This is a genomic window from Flavobacterium granuli (genome assembly GCF_900129705.1).
GTDB lineage: Bacteria > Bacteroidota > Bacteroidia > Flavobacteriales > Flavobacteriaceae > Flavobacterium > Flavobacterium granuli.
This window is the reverse complement of sequence record NZ_FQWO01000003.1, coordinates 39,699-66,202: the sequence shown is the minus strand read 5'-3', so window position 1 is coordinate 66,202 and position 26,504 is coordinate 39,699. Positions and strand designations below refer to the sequence as shown.

At 35.8% G+C, this 26,504-nt stretch carries 25 protein-coding genes; 15 read left to right on the top strand and 10 right to left on the bottom strand.

Annotation, left to right across the window (positions count from 1 at the left end; all coding sequences use genetic code 11):
• Window positions 1-87: 87 nt before the first annotated feature.
• Entirely contained in the window at window positions 88-1,638 is a 1,551-nt protein-coding gene (locus tag BUB25_RS05310) for an SDR family NAD(P)-dependent oxidoreductase (protein WP_072941248.1), read from the bottom strand.
• A 156-nt stretch (window positions 1,639-1,794) separates the two neighbouring features.
• Here BUB25_RS05310 and BUB25_RS05305 point away from each other — a divergent pair, with 156 nt between their 5' ends.
• Entirely contained in the window at window positions 1,795-2,574 is a 780-nt protein-coding gene (locus tag BUB25_RS05305; protein ID WP_072941246.1) for an O-methyltransferase, read from the top strand.
• A 31-nt stretch (window positions 2,575-2,605) separates the two neighbouring features.
• On the top strand, window positions 2,606-3,235 hold the full coding sequence (locus BUB25_RS05300; RefSeq protein ID WP_072941243.1) for a carbonic anhydrase: 630 nt from the start codon (window positions 2,606-2,608) through the stop codon (window positions 3,233-3,235).
• A gap of 79 nt (window positions 3,236-3,314) precedes the next feature.
• Here BUB25_RS05300 and BUB25_RS05295 read toward each other — a convergent pair whose 3' ends face one another.
• Window positions 3,315-3,998 (bottom strand): DUF6565 domain-containing protein, encoded by a 684-nt coding sequence (locus BUB25_RS05295; RefSeq protein WP_072941240.1) that lies wholly within the window; start codon window positions 3,996-3,998, stop codon window positions 3,315-3,317.
• 264 nt (window positions 3,999-4,262) lie between these two features.
• Between BUB25_RS05295 and BUB25_RS05290 the strand changes: the two genes are divergently transcribed.
• The 8 genes from BUB25_RS05290 (at window position 4,263) to BUB25_RS05255 (ending at window position 11,855) form a co-directional block, all read left to right on the top strand.
• Window positions 4,263-4,949, top strand: a complete 687-nt coding sequence (locus tag BUB25_RS05290) for an ABC transporter ATP-binding protein (RefSeq protein ID WP_072941238.1) — start codon at window positions 4,263-4,265, stop codon at window positions 4,947-4,949.
• A 63-nt stretch (window positions 4,950-5,012) separates the two neighbouring features.
• On the top strand, window positions 5,013-5,582 hold the full coding sequence (locus BUB25_RS05285) for a cob(I)yrinic acid a,c-diamide adenosyltransferase (RefSeq protein ID WP_072941235.1): 570 nt from the start codon (window positions 5,013-5,015) through the stop codon (window positions 5,580-5,582).
• Between the two features lie 175 nt (window positions 5,583-5,757).
• A complete protein-coding gene (locus tag BUB25_RS05280) occupies window positions 5,758-5,979 on the top strand; it encodes a DUF2795 domain-containing protein (protein ID WP_007138072.1) in 222 nt (73 codons plus the stop codon).
• An 88-nt stretch (window positions 5,980-6,067) separates the two neighbouring features.
• Complete coding sequence (gene secA, locus BUB25_RS05275; protein ID WP_072941232.1) at window positions 6,068-9,412, top strand: preprotein translocase subunit SecA; 3,345 nt, start codon at window positions 6,068-6,070, stop codon at window positions 9,410-9,412.
• 367 nt (window positions 9,413-9,779) lie between these two features.
• Window positions 9,780-10,385, top strand: coding sequence for a hypothetical protein (locus BUB25_RS05270; RefSeq protein ID WP_139256888.1), 606 nt, complete (start codon window positions 9,780-9,782; stop codon window positions 10,383-10,385).
• Between the two features lie 228 nt (window positions 10,386-10,613).
• Window positions 10,614-10,832, top strand: coding sequence for a hypothetical protein (locus BUB25_RS05265; protein WP_072941227.1), 219 nt, complete (start codon window positions 10,614-10,616; stop codon window positions 10,830-10,832).
• Complete coding sequence (locus BUB25_RS05260) at window positions 10,832-11,137, top strand: type II toxin-antitoxin system RelE/ParE family toxin (protein WP_072941224.1); 306 nt, start codon at window positions 10,832-10,834, stop codon at window positions 11,135-11,137. Before BUB25_RS05265 ends, BUB25_RS05260 begins: the two co-directional genes overlap by 1 nt.
• Window positions 11,138-11,420: 283 nt before the next feature.
• A complete protein-coding gene (locus BUB25_RS05255; protein WP_072941222.1) occupies window positions 11,421-11,855 on the top strand; it encodes a hypothetical protein in 435 nt (144 codons plus the stop codon).
• Window positions 11,856-12,005: 150 nt separating this feature from the next.
• Here BUB25_RS05255 and BUB25_RS05250 read toward each other — a convergent pair whose 3' ends face one another.
• Window positions 12,006-12,668 (bottom strand): TrmH family RNA methyltransferase, encoded by a 663-nt coding sequence (locus BUB25_RS05250; RefSeq protein WP_072941219.1) that lies wholly within the window; start codon window positions 12,666-12,668, stop codon window positions 12,006-12,008.
• A gap of 147 nt (window positions 12,669-12,815) precedes the next feature.
• Between BUB25_RS05250 and BUB25_RS05245 the strand changes: the two genes are divergently transcribed.
• The 3 genes from BUB25_RS05245 to BUB25_RS05235 all read left to right on the top strand — a co-directional run bounded on the left by BUB25_RS05245 (window position 12,816) and on the right by BUB25_RS05235 (window position 17,341).
• Entirely contained in the window at window positions 12,816-13,508 is a 693-nt protein-coding gene (locus BUB25_RS05245; RefSeq protein WP_072941215.1) for an SIR2 family NAD-dependent protein deacylase, read from the top strand.
• 67 nt (window positions 13,509-13,575) lie between these two features.
• A complete protein-coding gene (purB, locus tag BUB25_RS05240) occupies window positions 13,576-14,922 on the top strand; it encodes an adenylosuccinate lyase (protein WP_072941212.1) in 1,347 nt (448 codons plus the stop codon).
• A 175-nt stretch (window positions 14,923-15,097) separates the two neighbouring features.
• Window positions 15,098-17,341, top strand: coding sequence for a cation:proton antiporter domain-containing protein (locus tag BUB25_RS05235; protein WP_072941210.1), 2,244 nt, complete (start codon window positions 15,098-15,100; stop codon window positions 17,339-17,341).
• Between the two features lie 85 nt (window positions 17,342-17,426).
• On the opposite strand, the gene guaB is transcribed toward BUB25_RS05235, so the two are convergent.
• The 5 genes from guaB to BUB25_RS05210 form a co-directional block, all read right to left on the bottom strand.
• Window positions 17,427-18,899: an IMP dehydrogenase gene (gene guaB / locus BUB25_RS05230; RefSeq protein WP_072941207.1), complete on the bottom strand. Its 1,473-nt coding sequence runs from the start codon at window positions 18,897-18,899 to the stop codon at window positions 17,427-17,429.
• Window positions 18,900-19,080: 181 nt separating this feature from the next.
• On the bottom strand, window positions 19,081-20,478 hold the full coding sequence (locus BUB25_RS05225; RefSeq protein WP_072941204.1) for a DUF5723 family protein: 1,398 nt from the start codon (window positions 20,476-20,478) through the stop codon (window positions 19,081-19,083).
• Entirely contained in the window at window positions 20,475-21,026 is a 552-nt protein-coding gene (locus BUB25_RS05220; protein WP_072941201.1) for a hypothetical protein, read from the bottom strand. Before BUB25_RS05220 ends, BUB25_RS05225 begins: the two co-directional genes overlap by 4 nt.
• 29 nt (window positions 21,027-21,055) lie before the next feature.
• Entirely contained in the window at window positions 21,056-21,919 is an 864-nt protein-coding gene (locus tag BUB25_RS05215; protein WP_072941199.1) for a hydroxymethylglutaryl-CoA lyase, read from the bottom strand.
• Between the two features lie 190 nt (window positions 21,920-22,109).
• The gene (locus BUB25_RS05210; RefSeq protein WP_072941196.1) at window positions 22,110-23,132 is read right to left on the bottom strand and encodes a quinone-dependent dihydroorotate dehydrogenase; all 1,023 of its coding nucleotides are present in this window, start codon (window positions 23,130-23,132) and stop codon (window positions 22,110-22,112) included.
• A gap of 198 nt (window positions 23,133-23,330) precedes the next feature.
• Here BUB25_RS05210 and pepT point away from each other — a divergent pair, with 198 nt between their 5' ends.
• Window positions 23,331-24,608: a peptidase T gene (gene pepT / locus BUB25_RS05205; RefSeq protein WP_072941193.1), complete on the top strand. Its 1,278-nt coding sequence runs from the start codon at window positions 23,331-23,333 to the stop codon at window positions 24,606-24,608.
• Window positions 24,609-25,196 carry a YdeI/OmpD-associated family protein gene (locus BUB25_RS05200; protein WP_072941190.1) on the top strand — a complete coding sequence of 196 codons (588 nt, stop codon included), beginning with the start codon at window positions 24,609-24,611 and terminating at the stop codon, window positions 25,194-25,196.
• A 63-nt stretch (window positions 25,197-25,259) separates the two neighbouring features.
• Here the strand turns inward: BUB25_RS05200 and yajC are convergent, their stop codons facing one another.
• Window positions 25,260-25,532 (bottom strand): preprotein translocase subunit YajC, encoded by a 273-nt coding sequence (yajC, locus tag BUB25_RS05195; RefSeq protein WP_072941187.1) that lies wholly within the window; start codon window positions 25,530-25,532, stop codon window positions 25,260-25,262.
• 30 nt (window positions 25,533-25,562) lie between these two features.
• Window positions 25,563-26,474 (bottom strand): transcription antitermination factor NusB, encoded by a 912-nt coding sequence (gene nusB / locus BUB25_RS05190; protein WP_072941185.1) that lies wholly within the window; start codon window positions 26,472-26,474, stop codon window positions 25,563-25,565.
• Window positions 26,475-26,504: the final 30 nt, after the last annotated feature.

The window sequence follows — 26,504 nt, the reverse complement described above, 5'->3', positions numbered from 1 at the left end:
TAGCCAACAAAAAACCACAGCAAAATTAAATTTACTGTGGTTTATCAAACAATTCTTTCTCTTTATATTAGAACAATTTATAGATTTTTACCAAGGAATTGGATTATAATCTTTCAAAAATTTACCGCACCAATGTTTTCCTGTATTAATTCCATCAAACAAAGGATCCATAACTCTTGCGGCACCATCAACAATATCCAATGGCGGCTGAAAATCTTCTTCTTCCTGTTTTCTTTTGGCCAATTCTGCAGGATCTTCGTCTGTTACCCAACCGGTATCTACCGCATTCATGAAAATACCGTCTTTTGCCAAAGTTCCCGCAGCGGTATGTGTGAGCATATTCAGAGCCGCTTTAGCCATATTGGTATGCGGATGACGGTCTTCTTTGAAATCGCGATAAAACTTTCCTTCCATTGCCGAAACGTTAATGATGTGTTTTTGTCCCGTATGGTCTTTCTTCATCACTTCTGAAAGTCTATTGCACAATACAAAAGGTGCAACCGAATTCACCAATTGTACTTCGATCATTTCAGTAGTTTCTATCTGTCCTAATTTCAAGCGCCAACTATTGGTTTTTCTCAAATCCACTTGCTGCAAATCGGCATCGAGTTCCCCCTCCGGGAAAACCTCATTTGCGACCAAGGCATTATCGAAGGAATAGGGAATCTGGGATAATTTGGCGGAAGCCCGCAAGCCAATTCCGGGCTCGGGTCCATGCCAAGTTACCGGCATATTTTGATTAGAAGAAGCTCCTGCTGTCAGTACCTTTAGTTCATCCAAACAATTGGTATGATCTAATAATAATTCCTGCGCTTGCTGAGGCAAAGTAGCAATAGGACGCTCTTCATTTTCCATCAAGTGGGCGTAAAATCCTGCGGGGCGTCTCACCGTTTGAGCTGCATTATTAATTAAAATATCCAGTCGCCCGTATTTTTGCTCAATAAAATTGCAAAAAATCTCCACGCTGGGAATATGTCTTAAATCCAATCCGTGAATTTTTAAGCGGTGTCCCCAATCCATAAAATCGGCTTCCTGAGAAAATCGCAAGGCCGAATCTACCGGAAAACGGGTCGTGGCAATAACGGTTGCTCCACCGCGCAACAACATCAAGGTGATATGATAGCCTATTTTCAGTCGGGAACCTGTAATCACTGCTATTTGTCCCTTTACATCGGCTGTTTGAAAACGCTTGGCATAATTAAAATCACCGCAATCAGTACACATGCTGTCATAAAAGTGGTGCATTTTACGAAACTCGGTTTTACAAACGTAGCACTTCCTGGGAGTTTCCAGTTCCAGTTGTCCTTTATTCGTAAGCTCATGCGAAGCCAATAATTTTGGAGCAACAAAAACACTCGCTTCCCGGGCAGATCGGATTCCGGTCTCTTTACGGGCGGTTCTGTCCTTTTTTTCCATTTTTCGTTTGGCCACAGCCTTTCCGTCTTTTTTCCTGCGAGCAAACTCCTCGCGATCCGGTCTGGAAAACATTCCTGCCGCTTTAATCAGGGCTGTTCTTTGCTCTTTTGGAATCTCAAATATTTGATCTGTATCCGCGTTCAATTGTGCCAAAACAGCGATACATCGGTCAATTTCTTCTGAACTTAAGGTCGTTTTATTTTGTATTTCTTCCGTAATCATCTTAAAAAATGGGTATTGCTTTTAGTGTAAATACCAAGGTCGCAAATATAGTCTTTAAAGTGAACGCTAAATAATCCAAAAAAAAATACTTGAATTTACGATATTCACTACTGCTGATTATCTTTGTATCTTCGCGACTACTTTGCAAATCTTTCTATGTTATTCCAAATAAAATCTTACATAAAATTCCTTTGGCACTCCAAGAATGAGCATGCCGTACATTCGCCTTTTGTTTTTAATCTGTTAACCAAATGTTTTTACGACAAAAAATCAAAACCAGAATATCTAGTTTTAAAAAACTATAGAAATTCACTTTTAGAAAACAATAAAACGATTGAAGTGACTGATTTTGGCGCGGGTTCCAAAGTTTTTAAATCGGATAAAAGACAGATTTCAAAGATTGCCCAAACGGCAGGAATCAGCCCTAAAAGGGCAAAATTGCTATTTAGAATCGTGAATTATTTTAAGCCAGAAACCATTTTAGAAATAGGCACTTCATTAGGATTAGCGACTGCTGCGCTGACCTTGGGGAATCCAAAAGCAAAAATAACAACACTGGAAGGTTGTCCAAATACCATGTCGATTGCAAATACTCAATTGCAACAATTTGGGTTAAACAATGTAAATTCTGTTGTAACGAAGTTTGAAACTTATTTGAGCGACCTTAGTCTTTCGCCTTTTGGCTTTGGTCTCGTTTACTTTGATGGAAACCATTCGAAAAAAGCGACTTTAGACTATTTTGAATTATTACTCCCAACCATCAGTAATGATACAGTTTGGATTTTCGATGATATTCATTGGTCGAAAGAAATGGAAGAAGCTTGGAAAACAATACAAAAACACCCAAAAGTGACAGTCACTATCGATACTTTTCAGTGGGGATTAGTCTTTTTTAGACGGGAACAACCCAAAGAACATTTCATCATTCGCGTATAGATTAGTATATTTGCCCCATAAATAATACTTTATGGATATCAAACAAATCTTTGAGAATAACCGAAATTGGATCGCTAAAAAACTACAAAGCGATGAAAACTATTTTGACAAATTAGGTCAAGGACAATCACCTGAATTTCTTTATATTGGCTGTTCTGACAGTCGGGTTTCGGCTGAAGAACTAATGGGATTAGAACCAGGCGAAGTTTTTGTACATCGCAATATTGCGAATATCGTTCCCAATACCGACCTGAATTCCATGTCAGTCATTAATTATGCCGTGACGAATCTAAAAGTAAATCATATCGTAGTTTGCGGTCATTATGGTTGTGGCGGTGTACTTGCAGCCATGCAACAAGCTGATTTAGGAATCTTGAATCCTTGGTTAAGAAACATTCGAGATGTGTATCGAATACATGTAAATGAATTGGACGCCATTACTGATGAACAGCAAAAATACAAAAGACTCATAGAATTAAATGTTCAGGAACAATGTATCAATGTTATCAAAACAGCCGAAGTACAAAAAGCAAACAGCCAACGCAATTTAAAAGTTTACGGTTGGGTTTTTGACATACACACCGGAAAACTGATTGATTTGGAAATTGATTTTGACAAAATATTAAAAGATATTACAAAGATTTACAAGATCAAAAACTAACACACATCTCCCTTAAAAAGTTCAAAATACAAAAAAAGACCGTCATTGCTGACGGTCTTTCTTATTCAAAATTTTAGTCTTATTTTTTAGCTTCTTCCATTTCATCCGTCTTTGCTCCCATTCTGTTCAAAGAATACATGGGCGCAAATTTCAATTTTAATCCGGCAATTTTATTATTATCAGAAGAAGTTAATCCTTCTTTTTCAACGGTGTTTTTTCTGCTGTCCAATGCTTCGTACATCAATTTGATTTCGTCCCAGTCTTCACGAGAATAGCTATCTTTATTAGCCTGAACAGTGTTTACAAATTGCTGGTAAACATTTAGGATATTATCCTTATTAACCCAGCTAAAATTCATATCCTCACCAATTTTCCCTTCACCAAAAAGTGCATTTCGCATTTGTTGCTTAGAGTTTGGCATTTGAGCTTGTGTTTGAGCTTGTGTTTGAGCTTGTATTTCGGCCTGTATTTGAGCCTGCAATGCTGCATACTTCGTTCTACTGGCTTCCAGTTTCACCCTCGCTTCTTCACTCTTTTTTAAGTCTAAAAGCGCTGTTTCGGCCTGATTATTTTTCAACTCATATGTAGCTTCTATAGACTGCCAATTAGCTTTAGCATCTTCCGGAGCCAAATTTTCCAATGAGTCAACATAAACAACATAAGATTCCACTGTTTTCTCTGCTTCTTTTTCTTTCTCTCCTTTACAAGATGTAAATCCAAGAGCCAAAACCGCCATTCCTAATACTAAATTTGTACTTTTCATAATTTCAATTTATTAAATATTACCAAACAAATATAGACATCATTAAACTATACCCAATTTAAATACAAAAATTATACAAATAATTAAATTAATTATGAAATTAACCCTAACGCAAAGAAAACCAATAAGCCTAATCCAAACAAACGAAGAACACTGCCCTATTATTTTTGTAACAAAAATGTATTTTTGGCAACTTATCTTTAATTCAAAAGTCTTTTGTACTTTTAAAACCGAGAATTCACAATCAATCAATTGTAACCATAAATGGCAAATCCATTAATAAAAATAACCAACATCAAAAGAGATTTTGTTCTTGGAAATGAAATTGTCTATGTCTTAAAAGGCATTGATTTAGAGATAAACAAAGGCGAATATGTTGCATTAATGGGCCCTTCAGGATCCGGAAAATCAACGCTCATGAACCTTTTGGGTTGCTTAGACACTCCCACGTCAGGGACTTACATTTTGAACGGCAAAGATGTCAGCCACATGAAAGATGACGAACTGGCCGAAATACGAAATAAGGAGATTGGTTTTGTTTTTCAAACTTTCAACCTTTTGCCTCGAACAACAGCCCTCGACAATGTGGCTCTCCCGATGATTTATGCCGGTTATTCTAAATCTGAAAGACACAACAGAGCCAAAGAAGTACTGACACAAGTGGGCCTTTCTGACAGGATAGACCACCATTCCAATCAACTTTCCGGTGGACAGCGCCAGCGTGTAGCCGTAGCTAGAGCATTAGTAAACAGCCCTTCTATTATTCTTGCCGATGAACCCACAGGAAACCTAGACAGCAAGACTTCCCTTGAAATCATGACCCTTTTTGATGAGATTCATGCCAATGGAAATACCGTTATTCTGGTTACCCACGAAGAGGAAATTGCAGAACACGCACATCGCGTCATTCGCTTGCGAGATGGTCTTGTTGAAAGTGACATTACAAAATAGTTTATTTGTTTATTCGGTTATTTGCTTAATCGATTAAACAAATAACCAAATAAACATACAAAAATGAAAGTATATACCAAAACTGGTGACAAAGGAACGACAGCTCTTTTTGGAGGAACCAGAGTTCCAAAAGACCATGCGAGAATAGAAAGTTATGGTACTGTTGACGAACTGAACTCCCATATCGGATTGATACGAGACCAGGAAATGAATACACATTACAAAAAAATCCTGATCGAAGTTCAAGATCGATTATTTACCATAGGAGCCATTCTTGCGACACCTCCCGAAAAAGAAGTGATGAAAAATGGAGAACTTCGTTTAAAAAAATTAGGAATTATAGAAAGTGACATCGAATTACTGGAACAGGAAATTGACGCCATGGAAAACGAACTCCCGCCTATGACTCATTTTGTGCTGCCTGGAGGCCATACCACTGTGTCATATTGTCATATAGCACGCTGTGTTTGCCGCCGTGCTGAGCGTTTAGCGGTACATTTAAGTCATAATGAGCCCGTTGCCGAAATCGCAATCAAGTACTTAAACCGACTTTCTGACTACCTTTTTGTATTGGCACGGAAGTTGTCTCATGATTTAAAGGCCGAAGAAGTTCAATGGATTCCAAGAAAGTAGAATTCAGTAAACAGAAATCAGTATTCAGTTGTGTTTTTCGGTTCAAAATTTTAAACTTTTAAACCTTAAACTTTAAACTAAAAAACACGTTCTTAAATTTTTAAAAAATAAATGGATTTTTACTTGCCTTTTTCAGTAAAAATTTTATTTTTGCACAAAACTAAATCGACAAAACATGTATTGGACATTAGAATTAGCATCCTATCTTAGTGATGCACCGTGGCCTGCTAACAAAGACGAACTTATTGACTACGCTATACGTGCTGGAGCACCATTAGAAGTAGTAGAAAACCTTCAATCTATAGAGGACGAAGGCGAGATATATGAATCAATGGAAGAAATTTGGCCGGATTATCCAACTGACGAAGATTATCTTTGGAATGAGGATGAATATTAAAAAAATTACCCCAAGAAAAAGTCTCAAAAGAGGCTTTTTTTTTGGTTAAATTTACAGCTAGAAAACAAATTAGAAATACAAACATATTATGAGTTTCATAAATAGCATTATTAAAGCCTTTGTTGGAGACAAATCCGACAAAGATGTCAAAGCCTTACAGCCTTACTTAAACAAAATCAAGACATTTGAAAGTAATTTGATTACTTTGTCACATGATGAGTTAAGAGCGCGCACCTATTTCTTTAAAGATCAGCTGAAACATGCCCGAGCCGGAATTGACGCTAAGATTAGCGCACTTCAACAAGAAGTAGAAGGCATTGAAGATATTGACAAAAAAGAAGATATCTATAACGCAATTGACGCTTTAGAGAAAGAAGCCTACGATATCTCGGAGAAAACATTGCTAGAAATTCTACCTGAAGCTTTTGCAGTAGTAAAAGAAACAGCCAGACGTTTCAAAGACAATTCTGAAATAATCGTAACAGCAACAGCTAAAGACCGAGAATTCTCTGGAACAAAAAGCTATGTTCGCCTTGACGGAGACAACGCTATTTGGCAAAACAAATGGAATGCCGCAGGTAAAGAAATTACTTGGGACATGATTCATTATGATGTCCAATTGATTGGTGGAATGGTATTGCACCAAGGTAAAATTGCCGAAATGCAAACAGGGGAAGGAAAAACATTAGTAGCTACTTTACCGCTATACCTGAATGCCTTAACCGGAAATGGAGTACATCTTGTAACGGTGAATGATTACTTGGCAAAACGTGACAGCACTTGGAAAGCACCTTTATTTGAGTTTCACGGTATGACTGTAGATTGTATTGACAATCACCAACCTAATTCTGACGAAAGAAGAAAAGCCTACGAAGCCGATATCACTTACGGAACCAATAATGAATTTGGTTTTGATTATTTAAGAGACAATATGGCGCATTCGCCAAATGATTTGGTACAAAGAAAACACAATTATGCCATTGTCGATGAGGTCGATTCGGTTTTGATTGATGACGCCAGAACACCTTTAATTATTTCTGGTCCGGTTCCTCAAGGAGATCGTCACGAGTTTAATGAACTGAAACCAAAGATTGAAAACCTAGTTAATTTACAACGTCAATTGGCTAACGGATTTTTGGCTGAAGCCAAGAAATTAATCAAAGAAGGAAACACTAAAGAAGGTGGTTTCTTGCTTTTGAGAGCGTACAGAAGTTTACCAAAAAACAAAGCATTGATTAAGTTTTTGAGTGAGGAAGGTATTAAACAACTGCTTCAAAAAACAGAAAATCAATACATGCAAGACAACAATCGCGAAATGCATAAGATTGATGAGGCCTTGTATTTTGTAATCGAAGAAAAAAACAATCAGGTAGAATTAACTGATAACGGAATCAAATTCCTTTCTGGCGATACTGATGCTGACTTTTTCGTTCTTCCGGATATTGGTACTGAAATTGCCATGATCGAGAAGAAAAAACTAGACAAAGACGCAGAAGCGGAAGAGAAAGAAAAATTATTCCAAGATTTCGCTATCAAAAGTGAGCGTATTCATACCTTGACACAACTTTTGAAAGCCTACAGCCTTTTCGAAAAAGACGTAGAATATGTAATCATGGATAACAAAATCATGATTGTAGATGAGCAAACCGGTCGTATTATGGACGGTCGTCGTTATTCTGACGGCTTGCACCAAGCGATTGAAGCCAAAGAAAATGTAAAAATCGAAGCCGCTACCCAAACCTTTGCCACGGTAACTTTACAGAATTATTTCAGAATGTACAAGAAATTGGGCGGTATGACTGGAACTGCGGTTACTGAAGCTGGTGAGCTATGGCAAATATACAAATTGGATGTAGTAGAAATTCCTACTAACAGACCAATGGCCAGACAAGACAAAGAAGATTTCATCTACAAAACCACTCGTGAAAAATTCAATGCGGTTATCGAAGATGTAACAGCCTTATCACAAGCCGGAAGACCGGTACTTATTGGTACGACTTCGGTAGAGATTTCGGAATTATTGAGCAGAATGCTAAAAATGCGCGGTGTGACCCACAACGTATTGAATGCAAAAATGCACAAACAAGAAGCACAAATCGTTGAAGAAGCAGGTAAAGCCGGAGTGGTAACTATTGCAACCAACATGGCTGGTCGTGGAACGGATATTAAATTATCTGCCGAAGTGAAAGCAGCAGGCGGATTAGCAATTGTAGGCACAGAGCGTCACGATTCCCGTCGTGTGGATCGTCAGTTAAGAGGTCGTGCCGGTCGTCAAGGAGATCCGGGAAGTTCTCAGTTCTACGTTTCTCTTGAAGACAACTTAATGCGTCTTTTTGGTTCTGAAAGAGTCGCCAAGGTTATGGACAGAATGGGATTGGAAGAAGGAGAAGTAATCCAACATTCGATGATGACTAAATCTATCGAACGCGCCCAGAAAAAAGTAGAAGAAAACAACTTTGGTGTTCGTAAACGTTTGTTAGAATATGATGACGTAATGAACGCGCAACGTGAAGTAGTGTACAAACGTCGTCGTCATGCTTTGTTTGGAGAGCGTCTAAAACTGGATATTGCAAACATGTTGTATGACACTTGCGAACTGATCGTTCAAGACACCAAAAGAACAAATGATTTTAAAAACTTCGAATTTGATTTAATCCGTTATTTCTCTATCACTTCTCCGGTTACCGAAAGTGATTTCAACAGATTGACTGAAATTGAATTAACTGGAAAAGTATACAAAGAAGCTTTAAAATACTACAACGAAAAAACCGAACGTAGTGCCAGAGAAGCATTCCCAATTATCAAGAATGTTTATGAAGACAAAAACAACCAGTTCGAACGCATTGTAGTTCCATTTACTGATGGAGTGAAATCATTGAACGTGGTAACTGATTTGAAAAAAGCCTATGAGTCCGAAGGAAAACAATTAGTCGCTGATTTCGAGAAAAACATCACTTTGGCCATTGTTGACGAAGCTTGGAAAAAACACTTGCGCAAAATGGATGAGTTGAAACAATCGGTTCAACTAGCTGTTCACGAACAAAAAGATCCATTGCTTATCTATAAATTTGAAGCATTCAACTTATTCAACGCGATGTTGAACGGCGTGAACAAAGAAGTGATTTCATTCTTATTCAAAGGAGATTTACCGCAACAAAGCGCTCCTGCTATCGAAGAAGCCAGAGAAGTGCGTCAAAAGGAAGATTTCAAATTAAGCAAAGATGAAATTCCAAATAGCGAAGCGGCTAATCGTGAAGCGGGTGAAACACAGCAACGTCAAGTAACGGAAACAATCGTGAGAGACATGCCAAAAATCAACCGTAATGACAATGTAACCATCAAACAAGTGGCTACAGGAAAAACGGAAACGATGAAATATAAAAAAGCCGAAAGTCTTTTGACAACTGGCGAATGGGTTATTGTGAACGAATAAAAATCACAACTCTTTAAATAATAAATCCTCAATTACGAAAGTAGTTGGGGATTTTTTTTTAGGAGCTACTCCCGCTATCGTTGCAATCTTGTGGGGCAAAACCAAAGCCCCACAAGGATTTCCACTACTATCGGGGCTAGGCACTTTGCTTTTTTAAGAACCTAATTGTGGTTTCCCGTAACGAAACAACACCAAAAAAGTCCATCTTTACGCCATAGACAATCAAATCTTATAAGTATTTTCGGAGATTAAGTTATATATTTGTGAGACAGATACTAATCAATTGCGATAATCTACCCGGGCGTGGATGTATACTCGCCATAAAGTAGCGTCTAGTCAAAACCAAAGAAACGTAAAAAGGAAAATTATGAAAAAGTTACTTTTTATTACAATATTACTTTTAACAATTAATTCTTTCGGACAAAAGCAGAAAGAATTAATTACTGGTTTAACAATAACAAATCACGAAATTGTATCTGAAAACGATACGATTATTAAAGTCATCTATGAAAATGAAATTATAAATAAAAAAAAACCTGCATATTTCATAAATGGAAAGCTTACAAACGAAAGCGTCTTAAAAACTATAAATCCTAATGAAATTGAAACAGTAAATATTAAAAAAGAAAATATTGAAGTCGAAAATGTAAAATATTACGGAAAACTTTATATTATAACTAAATCAACATATAAGCCTAAATTCATTTCTTTGAACAATCTGAAATTGAAATACACAAATATAAAAGACAATTCAACAATTTTCAAAATCGACAATGAAATAATAAACGCTAATTATAAAAACTATTTAGTTGATGAAAATTATATATTAAGAATCATTGTTGAGAAGTTTGAAAACGAGAACGAAAAACTGAATGTAAATATTATCAACTTGACAACAAAAACAACAGAAAACATCAAAAAGTCAAAAGAAATAATATTACGCGGAAAAGACAAATTTGCATTAAATAAATAAAGGCTCCGCAAAGCGTAGCTGCTGCGCAAACGTCTCTGACTTTGCGCAATTTTACTATTTTATTACAAGCGAAATCATCCTAAAAGTCTCCTGACTTTTTCAAAAAACGTTTTATTAAAAGCAACACACTTCAAAGTATAGCTGCTGCATATCTTTGTCAGAAAGCCAAGATAATGAAAACTGTCATGTTGATTTTTTTCGTAACTTTGATTCTTAGAAATAAATCAAATGGACATTCAATCTTCTAAAATAGAATTGGTAAAAATAATTCTCAACATTGAGAATGATAAATTCATTGAAAAAATCACAGAATTCATTCAAAATGAAAAAGTAGATTTTTGGGATGAATTGAGTGTTTCTGAGCAAGAAGAAATTGAAAAAGGAATAAAAGAATTAAATAAAGGAAAAAGAATTGAGTTCAACGACTTCTTGAAAAAAATTTCTTAGTGAAAGTCTTTTTATCAGAAATAGCTCAAAACAAACTTTTAAAATTAAATGATTTTCTTTTAGAAAATTGGAGCTTAAAAGTTCGAAATGATTTTATTAAAAAGCTATCTTCTAAAATTCAACAAATTTCAAATCAACCTGAAAGTTGCCCACAATCAAACAAATTTAAAGGTCTTTTTAAATGTGTAGTAACAAAACAAACTATTTTATACTACAGAGTTAATGTTGACAAAAAAGAAATTGAAATCATCAGCATTTTTGACTCAAGACAAAATCCAGACCAATTAGAAAAGGAGCTAAGGTAAAATTAACAACCCGATCCGCAAAGTGTAGCTGCTGCGCAAACGTCTCTGACTTTGCACAATTTTAAATTTTATTGCAAACGAAACTGGATTATTTTAAAGGGAAATATAAATTCACAAAAAACATTTATCTTAGTAAGAAAATAACAGCTCTCGCTTTGCCCGCCAGAGACGGCTAGCAGCGGGGTGTTAGGCGATATAATTCCAAAAATTGAGAGAATTGTAAAGAAATGATGTTACTTACTGTTCAATAAGATAAAATAATAAATATTGAAAAATACTTAAAATGAAAAATACTATTTACACATTATTTGTACTTTTTAGTTTATCAATATTTGGGCAAACAGAAAAGTTTAAAAAAGACTTTAGAATAGACTTATTAACTATCGAAAAAAACACTAAAGACACTTTAATCGGAACATTTACTGAAGTATACTCTGGCAATAAAAGAATTCAAGCGAAATGTTGTTCTGATTTTAATGGAATTGACATTTTTTATTTGAATCCTAAAGACATTGTTGATAATACTATCTATATGAAATTTTATGCCCGAAAATGTAAACCATTTAAAAAGAAGTTTATAATTAAAAGTGACTTAAAAACAACCATTTATCTTAGCTACGGAAAAACAGATTATAATACTAAAAAAGATGACTTTTTAATGATGTTTAAGATGTTAAATATCGAAAGGGATACCTTTAAGTGTGGAACAGTTGATTAAACTTAAAAAGAAACTAACAAAACGAAAAAACATTATCAATAATTGATACATCGCCTAATCGAGTAGACGGCTCAGCCCCGCAAAGTGTAGCTGCTGTCAAAATTCCCTGACTTTGCGAAGCGGATCATTTATTATACCGCTAAAAACAAATTATTTTGGATTCTCTTCGTAATAACGCGCTTCTATTCTTTTGATGTCTTTTATGGAATTTTTGGCCCAAGCCAGGCGTTTTACCAAAATTTCCTCTTCGGATAAATGCCAATCGATATTGGAGTTTCGCAAACGATTGGTTAGATTTTGAATGATAATCGCCGCCGAAACGGAGATATTCAAACTCTCGGTAAAACCCACCATCGGTATTTTCAGGAAACCATCTGCCCGCTCTAATATTTCGTCAGACAAACCGTCTCTTTCGGTGCCAAAAAACAAAGCACTGGGTTTTGAAATATCAAAATCTTCTAACAAGCAATCATTTTCATGTGGTGTTGTAGCAATGATTTGGTATCCTTTATTTTTCAACGTATCTACACAATTACTTACGTTGTCAAATTTATTGATATCGACCCATTTTTGAGCTCCCATAGCGATTTCTTTATCAATCCTTTTACCATAACGCTGTTCGATCACATTCAGTTCTTGGATGCCAAAAACTTCACAACTGCGCATTACCGCACTGGTATTGTGCATTTGAAAAATGTCTTCTACAACAACCGTAAAATGATTGGTTCTGTTTCCCAAAACATTCAAAAAGCGTTCTTTACGATTATCTGTCAGTATATTTTCAAGGAAATCAAGGTAAGCGATATCGACCATTTTATATTGTTTTGTTGGCAAAAATACTAAAAAAGACTTTTAAATAAATATAGTAATTTTGTCCTGTCGACAAACGGGAAATCACATTTTGACAGCAAATTAGAAAATTCCTCCTTTGTGGGAATGAACAGATAATAATAAAAAATCATGAAAAAGAAATTAGTAGTCTTGACCGGAGCCGGAATCAGTGCCGAAAGTGGCATCAAAACCTTTCGCGACAGCGATGGACTCTGGGAAGGCCATGATGTCATGGATGTGGCCACACCCGAAGGCTGGAATAGAAATCCTGCCTTAGTTTTGGATTTTTACAACAAAAGAAGGCAGCAGCTCAAGGAAGTACAACCCAATTTAGGTCATCAAATTCTAGCCGAATTAGAAAATCATTTTGAGGTGCATATCATTACCCAAAATGTAGATGATTTACACGAACGAGCCGGCAGCAAAGAAGTACTGCATTTGCATGGCGAATTATTAAAAGTGCGAAGTACAGCAAACCCAAATTACATTCTCGATTGGACTGAAGATTTAAATTTTGGTGATTTCGACAGCAATCAAAACCAATTAAGACCGCATATTGTTTGGTTTGGCGAAGAAGTTCCCGCTCTGGACGAAGCGATTGCCATAACCAAAACCGCCGATTATTTTGCCGTTATCGGCACTTCATTACAGGTGTATCCGGCTGCCGGATTGATCGATTTTACCGCTGCTGATGTTCCGGTTTTCTACATTGACCCCAAACCAAATAAAATTCCTACTATTAGAAATCCATTGGATATTATTCCAGAAGTGGCTTCCCAAGGAATGGAAACATTAAAAAAGAAGCTAATCGCGTTTATTTAAAAACCATTCCTTTTCAAATTTGTTTCTAAAGGTTTATATTTGTGCTTTTCGAACAAACAACAAAACAATGACTACTTTAAACGAATTGAACGCTATATCGCCAATTGACGGAAGATATAGAAACAAGACTATTTCACTGGCTCCTTTTTTCTCTGAAGAAGCCTTAATAAAATACCGCGTATTAGTTGAAATTGAATATTTCATTGCTTTGTGCGAAGTTCCTTTGCCACAATTAAAAGAAGTAAACCCAAATCTATTTGACAGTTTACGTGATATTTATAAAAACTTCTCTACCGAAGATGCTCTTTGGATCAAAAAAACAGAAAAAGTGACGAACCACGATGTAAAAGCGGTAGAATACTTCATCAAAGATGCTTTTGAAAAATTAGGTTTATCCCAATACAAAGAATTCATCCATTTTGGATTGACTTCTCAGGACATCAATAATACCGCTATTCCACTTTCTACCAAAGAAGCTTTCGAGAAAGTGTACATGCCTTCTTTGATTACTTTGACCTCAAAACTGAAAGAGTTAAGCACTGAATGGAAGGACATTCCAATGCTGGCACGCACGCACGGACAACCGGCTTCTCCTACTCGTTTAGGGAAAGAAATTGCGGTTTTTGTAGAGCGTCTGGAAGAGCAAATGCGTTTGTTATTTAATGTTCCTTTTGCCGCTAAATTTGGCGGAGCTACCGGAAATTACAATGCACATCATGTGGCCTATCCACAAATTGACTGGAGAAAATTTGGAGGTAAATTTGTCGAAGAAAACCTTGGCTTACACCACTCTTTCCCAACAACTCAAATTGAGCATTACGATCATTTTGCAGCTTTTTTTGATGCATTAAAAAGAATTAACACGATCATCATAGATTTAGACCGAGACATCTGGACGTATGTTTCGATGGAATATTTCAAACAAAAAATCAAAGCAGGAGAAATTGGATCTTCGGCGATGCCACATAAAGTGAACCCGATTGATTTTGAAAACTCTGAAGGAAATTTAGGAATAGCGAATGCAATTTTTGAACATTTATCAGCTAAATTACCTATTTCAAGATTACAACGCGATTTGACTGACAGCACCGTTTTGAGAAACATTGGTGTTCCAATGGGACATACCATCATTGCTTTTGAAGCTACTTTGAAAGGATTGAACAAATTGTTATTGAACGAATCGAAATTCCACGAAGATCTAGAGAAAAACTGGGCAGTTGTTGCCGAAGCCATTCAAACGATTTTGCGTCGTGAAGCTTACCCAAATCCTTACGAAGCATTGAAGGGATTGACCAGAACTAATGAAGCAATTGACAAAAATGCCATCCATAACTTTATTGCTACACTGGATGTGTCAGAAGAAATTAAAGCCGAATTAATGCAAATTACACCTAGCAATTTCTTGGGAATCTAAGTTCATAAAAAATTAAAATCTCATAAATTCCCGTTGAAGAAGAACAGAAAAACTCTTTTCAACGGGAATTTTAATTTCAAAAAAGACCTTTTAACTAAAATTAAATCTCAAAAATAAAGTTTAATTTTATACCTTACCAATTACACAAAAAAACATTAAACAAAGGCAAACACCTATGAATACAGTAGAAACAGTAGCGAGTGCAACGCATAATTTACAGCCTTTAATTAGCGACTTTGGATTGATTTTGATAACTGCAGCATTGGCTTTATTACTTTTTAAAAAAATAAAACAACCTTTGGTTTTAGGTTATTTAGTAGCCGGTTTTTTAGCAGGACCACATTTTCTATTTTTCCCTACAGTAAAAGAAGTTAGCAGCGTTGAAGTTTGGGCCGAAATTGGAGTGATTTTTCTATTATTCAGCTTAGGACTCGAATTTAGCTTTAAAAAGTTGATGAAAGTAGGCGGAACTGCCTCCATCACCGCTGTCACTCAAATAGTCACCATGATCGCCATAGGTTATCTGGTAGGGCAATGGATAGGCTGGAAACAGATGGATAGTATTTTTCTGGGCGTAATCCTCTCTATTTCATCCACAACAATTATTCTAAAAACATTTGATGAGCTGGGCGTAAAAGCACAAAAATTTGCGGGAATAGTTGTTGGCTCCCTAATTGTCCAAGACATCGTTGCCATTTTAATGATGGTATTGCTTTCTACTATTGCGGTAAGCCAACAATTTTCGGGTGGAGAATTGCTGCAATCTGTTTTAAAACTAGTTTTTTTCCTTACCATTTGGTTTGTTGCCGGAATATTTTTTATCCCCACTTTACTTAAGAAAGCAAAAAATATATTGACAGATGAAATGCTGTTAATCATCTCACTAGCCTTATGCTTGATGATGGTAATTCTGGCTGATAATGTTGGTTTTTCTCCCGCACTGGGCGCTTTTATTATGGGTTCGATCATTGCCGAAACTACCCAAGCGGAACACATCGAACATTTAGTAAAACCTGTCAAAGACTTATTTGGAGCGGTGTTCTTCGTATCGGTTGGTATGCTAATCAATCCGGAAACACTTTATGAATATGCTTTACCCGTTGCAATTTTGACTTTTGTCGTTATTTTGGGACAATCAATAAGTTCTACAATAGGTGCTTTGATTTCCGGACAACCACTAAAACAATCTGTTCAAACGGGAATGAGTTTATCTCAAATAGGAGAATTCTCCTTTATTATCGCAACATTAGGAATGACACTTAATGTTACCAGTGATTTTCTATACCCTATCGTTGTTGCTGTTTCGGCGGTAACAACTTTTACCACGCCTTTCATGGTGAAATTTGCCACGCCTTTTTCGGAATTTCTCGAAAGGAAACTACCTCGAAGATGGATAAAAAGAATTGCACGTTACAGCGCCAATGCTCAATCCATAAAATTAGTCACTACTTGGCAGGTAGTCATCAGAGCTTATATGGTTCAAATTGTACTCCACACCATTATTATCACAGCCATCATTTTGCTATCTTCCAAAATGATTTTGCCTCTGGTAGAACACTCTAAATTCGGTAATGCTATTGCCGCCTTGATTACAATCATTGCTATTTCCCCTTTTTTATGGGCACTGTCTTTAAGACGTGTTGCTGTCAAAGAAGTACAGTCTTTATTGGATGACCGAAAATACAGAGCTCCCATCATTATGATGATTTTATTTAGAATTGGATTGGCCATTTTCTACATCGGATTCTTATTAAATATCTTTTTCTCTCCGGGAATCGCCTTTATAGCCCTGATTTGTGCCATTGCCATTTATTACTTTTTTCCAAAAAAACTTCATGAGCAATACCTAAAAATAGAAAATCATTTTCTAAAAAATCTGAACGATAGAGAAGTTGCCAAAGTGGACCGTCGTTATGCTAATTTAACTCCTTGGGATGGTCACATGACTACTTTTGAAATTGCCAAAGAATCAAATATTGCCGGTAAAACCTTAGAGGAATTGCGTATTCGGGAACAAATGGGAATCAATGTTGCTTTCATCAAAAGGGGGGAAATTATGGTAAAAATTCCGAATAGAAAGGAGCGTTTGTTTCCCGGTGATGAAATTTGCATCATCGGTACCGATGCTCAGGTGGAAGATTTTAAAAAATATCTGCACCAGAACGAAATTGAAGTTCCGGATGCCGTAAAAGAAGATCAAATCAGTCTCCAACAACTGGAACTAAAAAAAGAAAATGAGTTTATTGGTAAAAGTATTGGTCAATCCCAACTAAGAGAAAAAACTAATGGAATGGTCGTGGGTATTGAACGCAATGGAAAACGTTTATTAAATCCCGAATCGAATTTAGTTTTGGAAAAAAATGATATCCTTTGGGTGGTAGGTGACAAGAAATTAATGTCAGCTTTGTTCAAAGAATAAATCCTATAAAAGCTCAAAAAATAAGGCTGTCTTAAAGTTTTCAATACTTTTAGACAGCCTTATTTATATTTTATAAGCTAAAAAATTATCTGGAATAATTAGGCGCTTCTTTTGTAATGGTAACATTGTGCGGATGACTCTCATTAATCCCACTTGCGGTAATACGAACAAAACGTCCGGTTTCCTGTAATGTAGGAATATCTTTAGCACCACAGTATCCCATTCCGGCGCGAAGTCCTCCAATGAACTGCAACATACTTTCGTTCAATTCTCCTTTGTAAGGAACACGTCCCACAATTCCTTCCGGAACCAGTTTTTTTACATCATCTTCAACATCCTGGAAATAACGGTCTTTTGACCCACCTTGCATGGCTTCAACAGAACCCATTCCTCTATATGATTTGAATTTTCTTCCTTCGAAAATAATAGTTTCTCCCGGAGATTCTTTAGTTCCTGCAAGAAGAGATCCTAGCATCACACAATCAGCTCCTGCGGCTATTGCTTTCGGGATATCTCCTGTGTAACGAATTCCACCATCAGCAATTACAGGAATCCCTGTACCTTTTAAGGCTGCTGCCACTTCTAAAACAGCTGAAAACTGAGGAAAACCAACACCTGCAACGATACGAGTAGTACAAATAGAACCTGGTCCAATTCCTACTTTTACCCCATCGGCACCATTTTCCACTAAGAATCTAGCGGCTTCTGGAGTAGCAATATTACCTACAATAACATCTATTTGAGGAAACTTGGCTTTTACTTCTTTCAATACATTTACCACACCTTGCGTATGTCCGTGAGCGGTATCAATAATAATAGCATCTACTCCGGCGTTTACCAAAGCTTCTGCTCTATCTACTGCATCACCAGTAACACCAATGGCTGCCGCAACACGCAAACGTCCGTAAACGTCTTTGTTGGCAATTGGTTTTTGAGTTAATTTAGTAATATCTCTAAAAGTGATTAATCCTACTAATTCATTAGCTGCATTAATCACAGGTAGTTTTTCAATTTTGTGTCCTTGCAAAACCACTTCGGCTTGCTCTAAAGAAGTACCTTCGGCAACGGTAACCAAATTTTCTTTGGTCATTACCTCAACAATAGGTCTGGAACTGTTTTTTTCAAAACGCAAATCACGATTGGTAACAATCCCTCTTAGAATTTTGTTTTCATCCACGATAGGAATTCCACCAATTCCAAATTCTTTCATCGCATTTTTTGCATCAGCTACAGTAGAAGTAAGTGGTAAAGTAACCGGATCGATGATCATCCCTGATTCGGCACGTTTTACTTTACGTACTTTGGCAGCTTGTTGCTCGATAGTCATGTTTTTATGTAAAACACCTATTCCACCTTCTTGAGCCATAGCAATTGCCATAGCACTTTCGGTAACAGTATCCATAGCTGCGGATACGATAGGAACGTTAAGCGATATGTTTTTTGAAAATTTGGATTGAATGCTCACTTCGCGAGGAAGCACATTGGAGTAGTTAGGAACTAATAATACATCATCGTAAGTTAAACCTTCACCGATAATCTTTGAGCTGTGTGCTATCATGTTGCAATTTCTAGTTGAATTGCGTGCAAATATAGCAAATTATTTTAATTTAAAAAAGAGAAGAAAAACAATCCTTTGAAATTAAGCATTTGAAAACAGTCTTTTATCATTTTTGAAAACCATTTCTCACGAACACTTCATAACAAAATAAAGCAAACATCAATTCCGAAAAACAAACTAATTAATACGGTTCATTGCTGTCTTTAAAAATAAAATTAAATCCAAATTGAAAGGACAGACTATTGGCTTTCGAAAGATCTTTGTATTCCAAAAGATTATCTGCCATGAAATACATATTAAATTTCCCTAAATCAGCCGATAATCCTAAACCTATATTTTTGGAGGAATACGAATCTAAGGTATAAGTCGCTTTCATTTGCATCTTATTAAAAACACTTCTTCTATAATAGGCCGTTAAAGCTGTTATTGGAGTTCTTGGCGTACTCATCATAAACAACTGAGCGCCCACTGCATTTTTATACTCTTTATCCTGACCGGTACACACACAGTCTTCGTCTCTTCTAGTTCCAAAAGAATATTGATAAGAAGCGTTCAACTTTGTAGGTCTCCAAGTCGTATATTTGGTATATAATGTATCCAAAGGAATGGCATTCTTGAACTCGTCATAGACATTCTCTACTGAACCTCCCGTACTAAAATTAGGGTTCATTCCCTCATATTTATAAAACCCTTCATAAGTATAATTCTCAACATTCTTACTGTGTTTTATAAAACCTACATCAATTATACTGGCTGTCAACTGCATGTTTTTTTGCGGGTAATACGTAAATCCTACATCGAAACCAAGTCCCAAGTCTCCACCAAAAAGTGCTTTTTTCCTAATATCACGAGCTATATCTCCGTCATAATCTTCAGCAGTAAATTGAGCGATTCCAGAGGTATTGAGTCTCAAACGCGAATAAATAAGTTGCTCATAAGCCGTTGTCGTACCGGGAATCGTATAAATATATCCTGAGTTCTTAGTGGAAGTGGCATTAAAAGCGCTGGAATAAATTTTTGCTCTCGCTCCAAGGATCAATTTTTCAGAAACATTTTTATGGTAACCCACGTGCAAAACTGAAACCACCTCTGATTTTACACTTAAATCCCCTAAATTGAATACCTTTCCTATATAATCTTTGTTTCCATCCAAAGCAAGAATAGCTAAGTCCTTAGGCATATAGCTCCAAAAATCAAATTCCTGATACATTCCAAACGAGATATAACCTTTGTTTTCGAACCAATCCCCTAGTTTAAAACCACCATTAAAAATTTCGAGTTGCTCATTTAATGCCAAATGATCTTTTCTTGTGGTCGAAAAAACAACATCCCGCAATTTAGTATTGAAATCGACTCCGTTATTAGCGAATAAATCATAAGCTGAAAATCCGGTAGATCCCATATTGGCAGAAACCCCGGAGAGCATTGGAACTCCAAAATAATATTGATACTTAAAATCAGCTCCCGGATTAACCAATAAGGACTGAGGAACCGAGGTGAAATTATACAAAACTTGTTTGTTTTGGGCTAAGCAACTAATCGATACCAATAGAAGCAAAAATAAATAGGTTTTTCTCATTCTATTGTCAAATAAACGGTTGCGCTAGAACGCATTTTTAAACTTCCCACACTATTCTCATTCAAAACAGGCCCTGAAGCCATTACAATTAGAAAACCCATTTTTTTGGAACTTTTCAATAAATCTAATTTAACACCTTCAAAAATATCCGTTTTACTTACAACAACAGCATTTCCCGCATAAGCAGGAACACTAAAAGGAATAGTATAAAGAGGCTGATCATTTTGATTAAATAAAATAATATTAAGTCGAAAAGCCCTATTTATAGTATTAGTCATTTCAAAGGAAAAATCGGCTCTTTGCAAATAACTTCTAAAATATTTATCTCGAAAAAGATCAAAATCCAGTGCTTGGAAAGCCACATCAGATTCTATTCCATTCTCGACAAAAGCATTGGCAGGAAGATCAAAATAGCTTAGATTAGCCACAACAACAGGTTCTATTTTCAAGTTATTGACTTGATTAAAATCTAAATCACTGCTACAAGAAGAAAAAAAGATGGCCAGCAACAGCGTCAGTAAAATTTTATGTAAGCGGTATAATTTCATTTTCTATTTATAATTGTAAAAAATTGTCCCTAATGAAACTCTCCAAATAATTTAGAAGCTTCATTATAAGCACTTTCAAAACTCAAAGGATTCAGTTTAGTATTTTCTTTATTTGCCGTAAAATAAGACAATAATTTTTCCGTAGGCATATTTCCTGTCAAATCGTCCTTAGCCATGGGACAACCGCCAAATCCCTGAATCGCACCATCGTAACGGCGACAACCCGCTTTATAGGCAGCATCGATTTTTTCAAACCATTTATCAGCTGTGCTATGCAAATGGGCACCAAATTCAATTTGAGGATATTTTGGAATTAAATTCGAAAACAAATACTGGATCACATCTGGAGTCGAACTTCCCACAGTATCTGAAAGCGATAGAATCTTCACTCCCATATTAGATAATTTCTCAGTCCAATCCCCCACAATCTCCACATTCCAAGGATCACCATACGGATTACCAAAACCCATAGACAAATAAGCAACCACTTCCTTATTGCTTTTAGTAGCAATTTCCAGAATTTCTTGCAGGCTGATTAAAGATTCGGCTATTGTTTTATGCGTATTTCGCATTTGAAAATTCTCAGAAATAGAAAATGGAAAACCTAAATACTGGATCTCTGCATGCGCAGAAGCAATTTCGGCTCCTTTAGTATTGGCAATTATCGCCAGCAATTTACTTGTGGTTTGAGACAAATCCAGTTGTGCCAAAACTTCGGCTGTATCCTGCATTTGCGGAATTGCTTTTGGCGAAACAAAACTCCCAAAATCAATAGAATCAAAGCCCACACGCAGTAAAGATTGTATGTAAGCGACCTTTCTTTCTGTAGGAATAAAAGGCTTAATACCTTGCATGGCATCACGCGGACATTCTATAATTTTTATTGGTTCCATAGGTTTTCAAAGATAGCAAAACAATTATCAATTCTAAATTATCCATTTTAAATTTCAGCAAATTGACTCAAAATTTGATAAATCTCACTTTAGAATAAATCTTCAATACGATCCTAAACAAAAAAGGGACGATGAAAATTCATTTCCATCGTCCCTTTTTGAACTATTTTATGGTACCAGAAAGGAAGAATTACCTCAATCTTTCTAAAATCTTTTTATTAATTGCTTTTACCAAAGCAGGTCCTTCATAAATAAAACCAGTATACAATTGCACTAAACTAGCGCCAGCCTCCAGTTTTTCGATTGCATCATCGGCAGAATGGATTCCCCCCACACCAATGATAGGAAAAGCTTTATTGCTTTTTTGTGATAAAAAACGAATAACTTCCGTGGATCTTTTTGTCAAAGGTTTTCCAGACAAACCTCCTGCTTCAGTCTTATTTTCAGACTGCAAACCTTCTCTTGAAATAGTTGTATTAGTCGCAATCACTCCCGAAATCTGAGTTTCTTTTACAATATCGATAATATCCAATAATTGTTCATCAGTCAAATCCGGAGCAATTTTCAACAGAATTGGTTTTTGCTTTGGCTTGGCCAAATTCTTATTTTGAAGTGTTTGTAATAATTGGGTCAAAGGTTCTTTATCCTGCAAAGCGCGAAGATTTGGCGTATTAGGTGAGCTTACATTCACCACAAAATAATCAACATAATCGTACAAAGCGTCAAAACAGATTTCATAATCCGATGTTGCCTCTTCGTTTGGAGTCAATTTATTTTTTCCAATATTTCCACCTATCAAAACACCATTGTTTGTTTTTAATCGCTCTACCGCTTCAAGAACTCCACCGTTATTAAATCCCATTCTATTGATGATGGCCGAATCTTCTTTGAGACGGAACAAACGTTTCTTTGGATTTCCCTCCTGACCTTTTGGTGTTAAGGTTCCTATTTCGATAAATCCAAAACCAAAATTAGACAACTCCTTATACAACTTGGCATCTTTGTCAAAACCGGCAGCTAAGCCCACAGGATTTTTAAATTTTAATCCAAAGACTTCGGTTTCCAATCGTTTGTCCTCTACCAAATAAAGGGATTTAAAAATAGACGTAAATCCAGGGATTTTAGACGTAAATCGAATTAATGAGAAAGTAAAATAATGTACTTTTTCTGGATCAAAACAAAAAAGTATCGGGCGAATTATTAATTTATACATGTTTATTGTGTTGGTGCTGCAAAAGTAAAACTATCTAGTCGATAATTAAATATTTAGAAACTAATTTATTCTTTTGACAATTATCTAAGCTTTTCAACTCCAAAAAAAAGAATGTCATCATAAAAAACAACAATTCCCTTCAAAAAGCTCATTTTACAAATAAACCTTATATTTGTACTTCATTAAAAAAAACAATTTATGCAACATATTACAGACCGTTTCATCAGTTATGTAACCATTGACACGGAATCAGATCCAAATTCAAATACAACACCAAGCACAGCAAAACAATGGGATCTAGCCAATAAATTAGTAGAAGAACTAAAAGCTATTGGTATGCAAGACGTTACCATAGACAACAAAGCATACATTATGGCCACATTGCCAAGCAATGTAGACCATGAGGTACCTACTATTGGTTTTATTTCTCACTTTGATACTACTCCAGATTTTACCGGTGCTAATGTAAAACCACAAATTATCCCGAATTATGATGGAAAAGACATCGTATTAAACGCTGAACAAAACATCATTTTATCGCCGAGTTATTTCAAAGATTTATTGCTTTACAAAGGACAAACTTTGATTACTACTGACGGAACTACCTTACTGGGAGCAGATGACAAAGCTGGAATTACCGAAATTGTAACCGCAATGGAATTCCTAATCCAAAATCCAGAAATCAAACACGGAAAAATTAGAGTTGGTTTCACGCCAGATGAAGAAATTGGTCGCGGAGCGCATCATTTTGATGTAGAAAAATTTGGCGCGGACTGGGCATATACCATGGACGGAAGCCAAGTAGGCGAATTAGAATATGAAAACTTTAATGCGGCTGGAGCCAAAATCACCTTCAAAGGAAAAAGTGTTCATCCCGGTTATGCCAAAGGAAAAATGATCAACTCTATGTTGATTGCCAATGATTTTATCAATGCTTTACCTCAAGGAGAAACCCCACAAGAAACCAAAGGTTATGAAGGTTTTTTCCATGTTCACCACCTAACGGGAAGCATCGAAGAAACCGTTTTGGAATTAATCATTAGAGACCACAGCAAGAAAAAGTTCGAAAAACGCAAAGAATTGATCGAAAAAATCACCCGAAAAATCAACAAGAAATTTGCAAAACAATTTGGTGAAGATATCGTTACAGCCGAAATCAAAGATCAATATTACAATATGAAAGAAAAGGTAACTCCTGTAAAACATATTGTAGACATTGCTGAAAAAGCCATGAAAGAACTTGATATCAAACCATTAATAAAACCAATTCGTGGTGGAACTGATGGCTCTCAATTGTCCTACATGGGATTGCCTTGTCCTAATATTTTTGCTGGTGGGCACAATTTCCACGGAAAATACGAATATATTCCTGTAGAAAGCATGCAAAAAGCGGTAAACGTAATTATGAAAATCGCTGAATTAACGACAATGCCCAACTTTGGACTAGAAGTCTCAAAATCCAAAAAGAAAAAATAATTGGATACTCCAAAAGCCAACACATCTTCCTGGAACAAGATCAATCAATGGTCAGAAGAATTAATTCTTTTGAAATCAATTCTTGATAAAACAGAACTTGTTGAAACTACAAAATGGGGCGGAACCGTTTATGTGCTCAACGGAAAAAATGTAGTGGGAATAGGAGGATTTAAAAATTATTTTACGATTTGGTTTTTTAACGGTGTTTTTCTCAAAGACAAAAGAAAAGTATTAGTCAATGCACAAGAAGGAATCACTAAATCTTTAAGACAATGGCGTTTTTCATCTAAGGAAGAAGTCAATGAAAAAGAGGTTTTGAATTATATTTTCGAGGCAATTGAAAATGAAAAGCAAGGAAAAAGATCCAAACCTGAAAAAAAAGAAAAGATTGTTTCTGATTTTTTTAATAAAGAATTGAAACAAGATATTGCTTTGGCGGAAGCTTTTCAAAAATTCTCTCCGTATAAGCAACACGAATTTCTCGAATACATTGAAACCGCAAAAAGAGAAGAAACCAAACGATCCAGAATAGAAAAAATAAAGCCGATGATTTTAAAAAATATCGGCTTGAATGACAAATACAAATAAAAAAAAAGCCCTGAAAAATCAGGGCTTTTTTAAGCTTAAGCTTATATCTTGATCCTTTCAGGATTATTTTTTTGCAACTGCAGCACTCATTTCCATAGAAATTGCAGAACGCTCCATTTTTAATTTTCCTGCCATTGTTTCTATCACAACAGTAGTATCTGCAAGCTCAGCAACTTTACCATGAAGTCCGCTTTTAGTAACGATTTTATCGCCTACTTTTAAGCTGCTTTCAAATTCTTTTTCGTTTTTAGCTCTTTTTTGTTGTGGTCTAATCATAAAGAAATAGATTACTACAAACATTAATAAAAAAGGGGCAAACTGAGTTAATTGTTCCATAATTTTAAAATCTTTTTTTATTTATTACTACTACATTAAACCGCGACCGGTTTTATTTAATTTATTACTGGCTTCCAGCTCTTTAACCAAATTATCTAAAATTCCGTTGATAAAAATACTACTTTTTGGCGTAGAATACTCTTTGGCAAGCTCTAAATATTCATTTAAAGTCACTTTTACAGGAATCGAAGGGAATTTCAAAAATTCGCAAATTGCCATTTTAAGAATGATCGTATCCACTTCGGCAATTCTTTCACTATCCCAATTTGGTGTTTTGTCTACAAATTCTTTTGCTAATTCGGCTTCGTTCAAAACTGTTTTTCTAAACAAATTCTTAACGAATTCCTTATCCTCAGTATCCTTGTAAATTTTCGGAACTCTGAAGTTGTCGTCCATGATAGGCTTCATGGCTTTCAATTGTTTAATAATATGAGTATTAACCAGTGGAATATCATCAATCCAAGTTAATTTATCATCTTCCAGGTATTCATACAATTTCTCATTTGGCACAATCACTTCGGTGAATAAATCCACAATAAGCTGTCTGTCTTCTTCAAAAGATTGCGTGGGATTACTCATGTAATCCTTATATATTTTACTTTCCTTAACTGCGTTAAGCAACAGTATAATATAATCATCATTTAAAGTCCAAGTATTTATTTTACGGGTCTCTAAGGCGATGCTCAGAGAATTATTTTCAGCAAGAATTTCAAAAATGCTGTTTTTTATAAATTTTTCGTTGGGTTTGCGTTCCTCAGGAGTTGCAAGATGCTTTAGACTTGATTTATGTAAAAAGATAGTTTCTTTTTTACAAATTTCCATCAGCGAAGAGATCATTGTAAGGTATAAATCTTGAATGTTGTCGATACTATAAAAAAGGAATTTCTCTTCTTTTTCCAGATTATCAGAACCGTTTTGATGCATCGCATAAATGGATTGCATAACTTTAACGCGTATGTGTCTTCTATTTAC

Bases quoted from the DNA above. Each gene is read 5' to 3' on its own strand.
- BUB25_RS05310 (WP_072941248.1), bottom strand. From the start codon at position 1,638: ATGATTACGGAAGAAATACAAAATAAAACGACCTTAAGTTCAGAAGAA.
- BUB25_RS05305 (WP_072941246.1), top strand. From the start codon at position 1,795: ATGTTATTCCAAATAAAATCTTACATAAAATTCCTTTGGCACTCCAAG.
- BUB25_RS05300 (WP_072941243.1), top strand. From the start codon at position 2,606: ATGGATATCAAACAAATCTTTGAGAATAACCGAAATTGGATCGCTAAA.
- BUB25_RS05295 (WP_072941240.1), bottom strand. From the start codon at position 3,998: ATGAAAAGTACAAATTTAGTATTAGGAATGGCGGTTTTGGCTCTTGGA.
- BUB25_RS05290 (WP_072941238.1), top strand. From the start codon at position 4,263: ATGGCAAATCCATTAATAAAAATAACCAACATCAAAAGAGATTTTGTT.
- BUB25_RS05285 (WP_072941235.1), top strand. From the start codon at position 5,013: ATGAAAGTATATACCAAAACTGGTGACAAAGGAACGACAGCTCTTTTT.
- BUB25_RS05280 (WP_007138072.1), top strand. From the start codon at position 5,758: ATGTATTGGACATTAGAATTAGCATCCTATCTTAGTGATGCACCGTGG.
- secA (WP_072941232.1), top strand. From the start codon at position 6,068: ATGAGTTTCATAAATAGCATTATTAAAGCCTTTGTTGGAGACAAATCC.
- BUB25_RS05270 (WP_139256888.1), top strand. From the start codon at position 9,780: ATGAAAAAGTTACTTTTTATTACAATATTACTTTTAACAATTAATTCT.
- BUB25_RS05265 (WP_072941227.1), top strand. From the start codon at position 10,614: ATGGACATTCAATCTTCTAAAATAGAATTGGTAAAAATAATTCTCAAC.
- BUB25_RS05255 (WP_072941222.1), top strand. From the start codon at position 11,421: ATGAAAAATACTATTTACACATTATTTGTACTTTTTAGTTTATCAATA.
- BUB25_RS05250 (WP_072941219.1), bottom strand. From the start codon at position 12,668: ATGGTCGATATCGCTTACCTTGATTTCCTTGAAAATATACTGACAGAT.
- BUB25_RS05245 (WP_072941215.1), top strand. From the start codon at position 12,816: ATGAAAAAGAAATTAGTAGTCTTGACCGGAGCCGGAATCAGTGCCGAA.
- purB (WP_072941212.1), top strand. From the start codon at position 13,576: ATGACTACTTTAAACGAATTGAACGCTATATCGCCAATTGACGGAAGA.
- BUB25_RS05235 (WP_072941210.1), top strand. From the start codon at position 15,098: ATGAATACAGTAGAAACAGTAGCGAGTGCAACGCATAATTTACAGCCT.
- guaB (WP_072941207.1), bottom strand. From the start codon at position 18,899: ATGATAGCACACAGCTCAAAGATTATCGGTGAAGGTTTAACTTACGAT.
- BUB25_RS05225 (WP_072941204.1), bottom strand. From the start codon at position 20,478: ATGAGAAAAACCTATTTATTTTTGCTTCTATTGGTATCGATTAGTTGC.
- BUB25_RS05220 (WP_072941201.1), bottom strand. From the start codon at position 21,026: ATGAAATTATACCGCTTACATAAAATTTTACTGACGCTGTTGCTGGCC.
- BUB25_RS05215 (WP_072941199.1), bottom strand. From the start codon at position 21,919: ATGGAACCAATAAAAATTATAGAATGTCCGCGTGATGCCATGCAAGGT.
- BUB25_RS05210 (WP_072941196.1), bottom strand. From the start codon at position 23,132: ATGTATAAATTAATAATTCGCCCGATACTTTTTTGTTTTGATCCAGAA.
- pepT (WP_072941193.1), top strand. From the start codon at position 23,331: ATGCAACATATTACAGACCGTTTCATCAGTTATGTAACCATTGACACG.
- yajC (WP_072941187.1), bottom strand. From the start codon at position 25,532: ATGGAACAATTAACTCAGTTTGCCCCTTTTTTATTAATGTTTGTAGTA.
- nusB (WP_072941185.1), bottom strand. From the start codon at position 26,474: ATGCAATCCATTTATGCGATGCATCAAAACGGTTCTGATAATCTGGAA.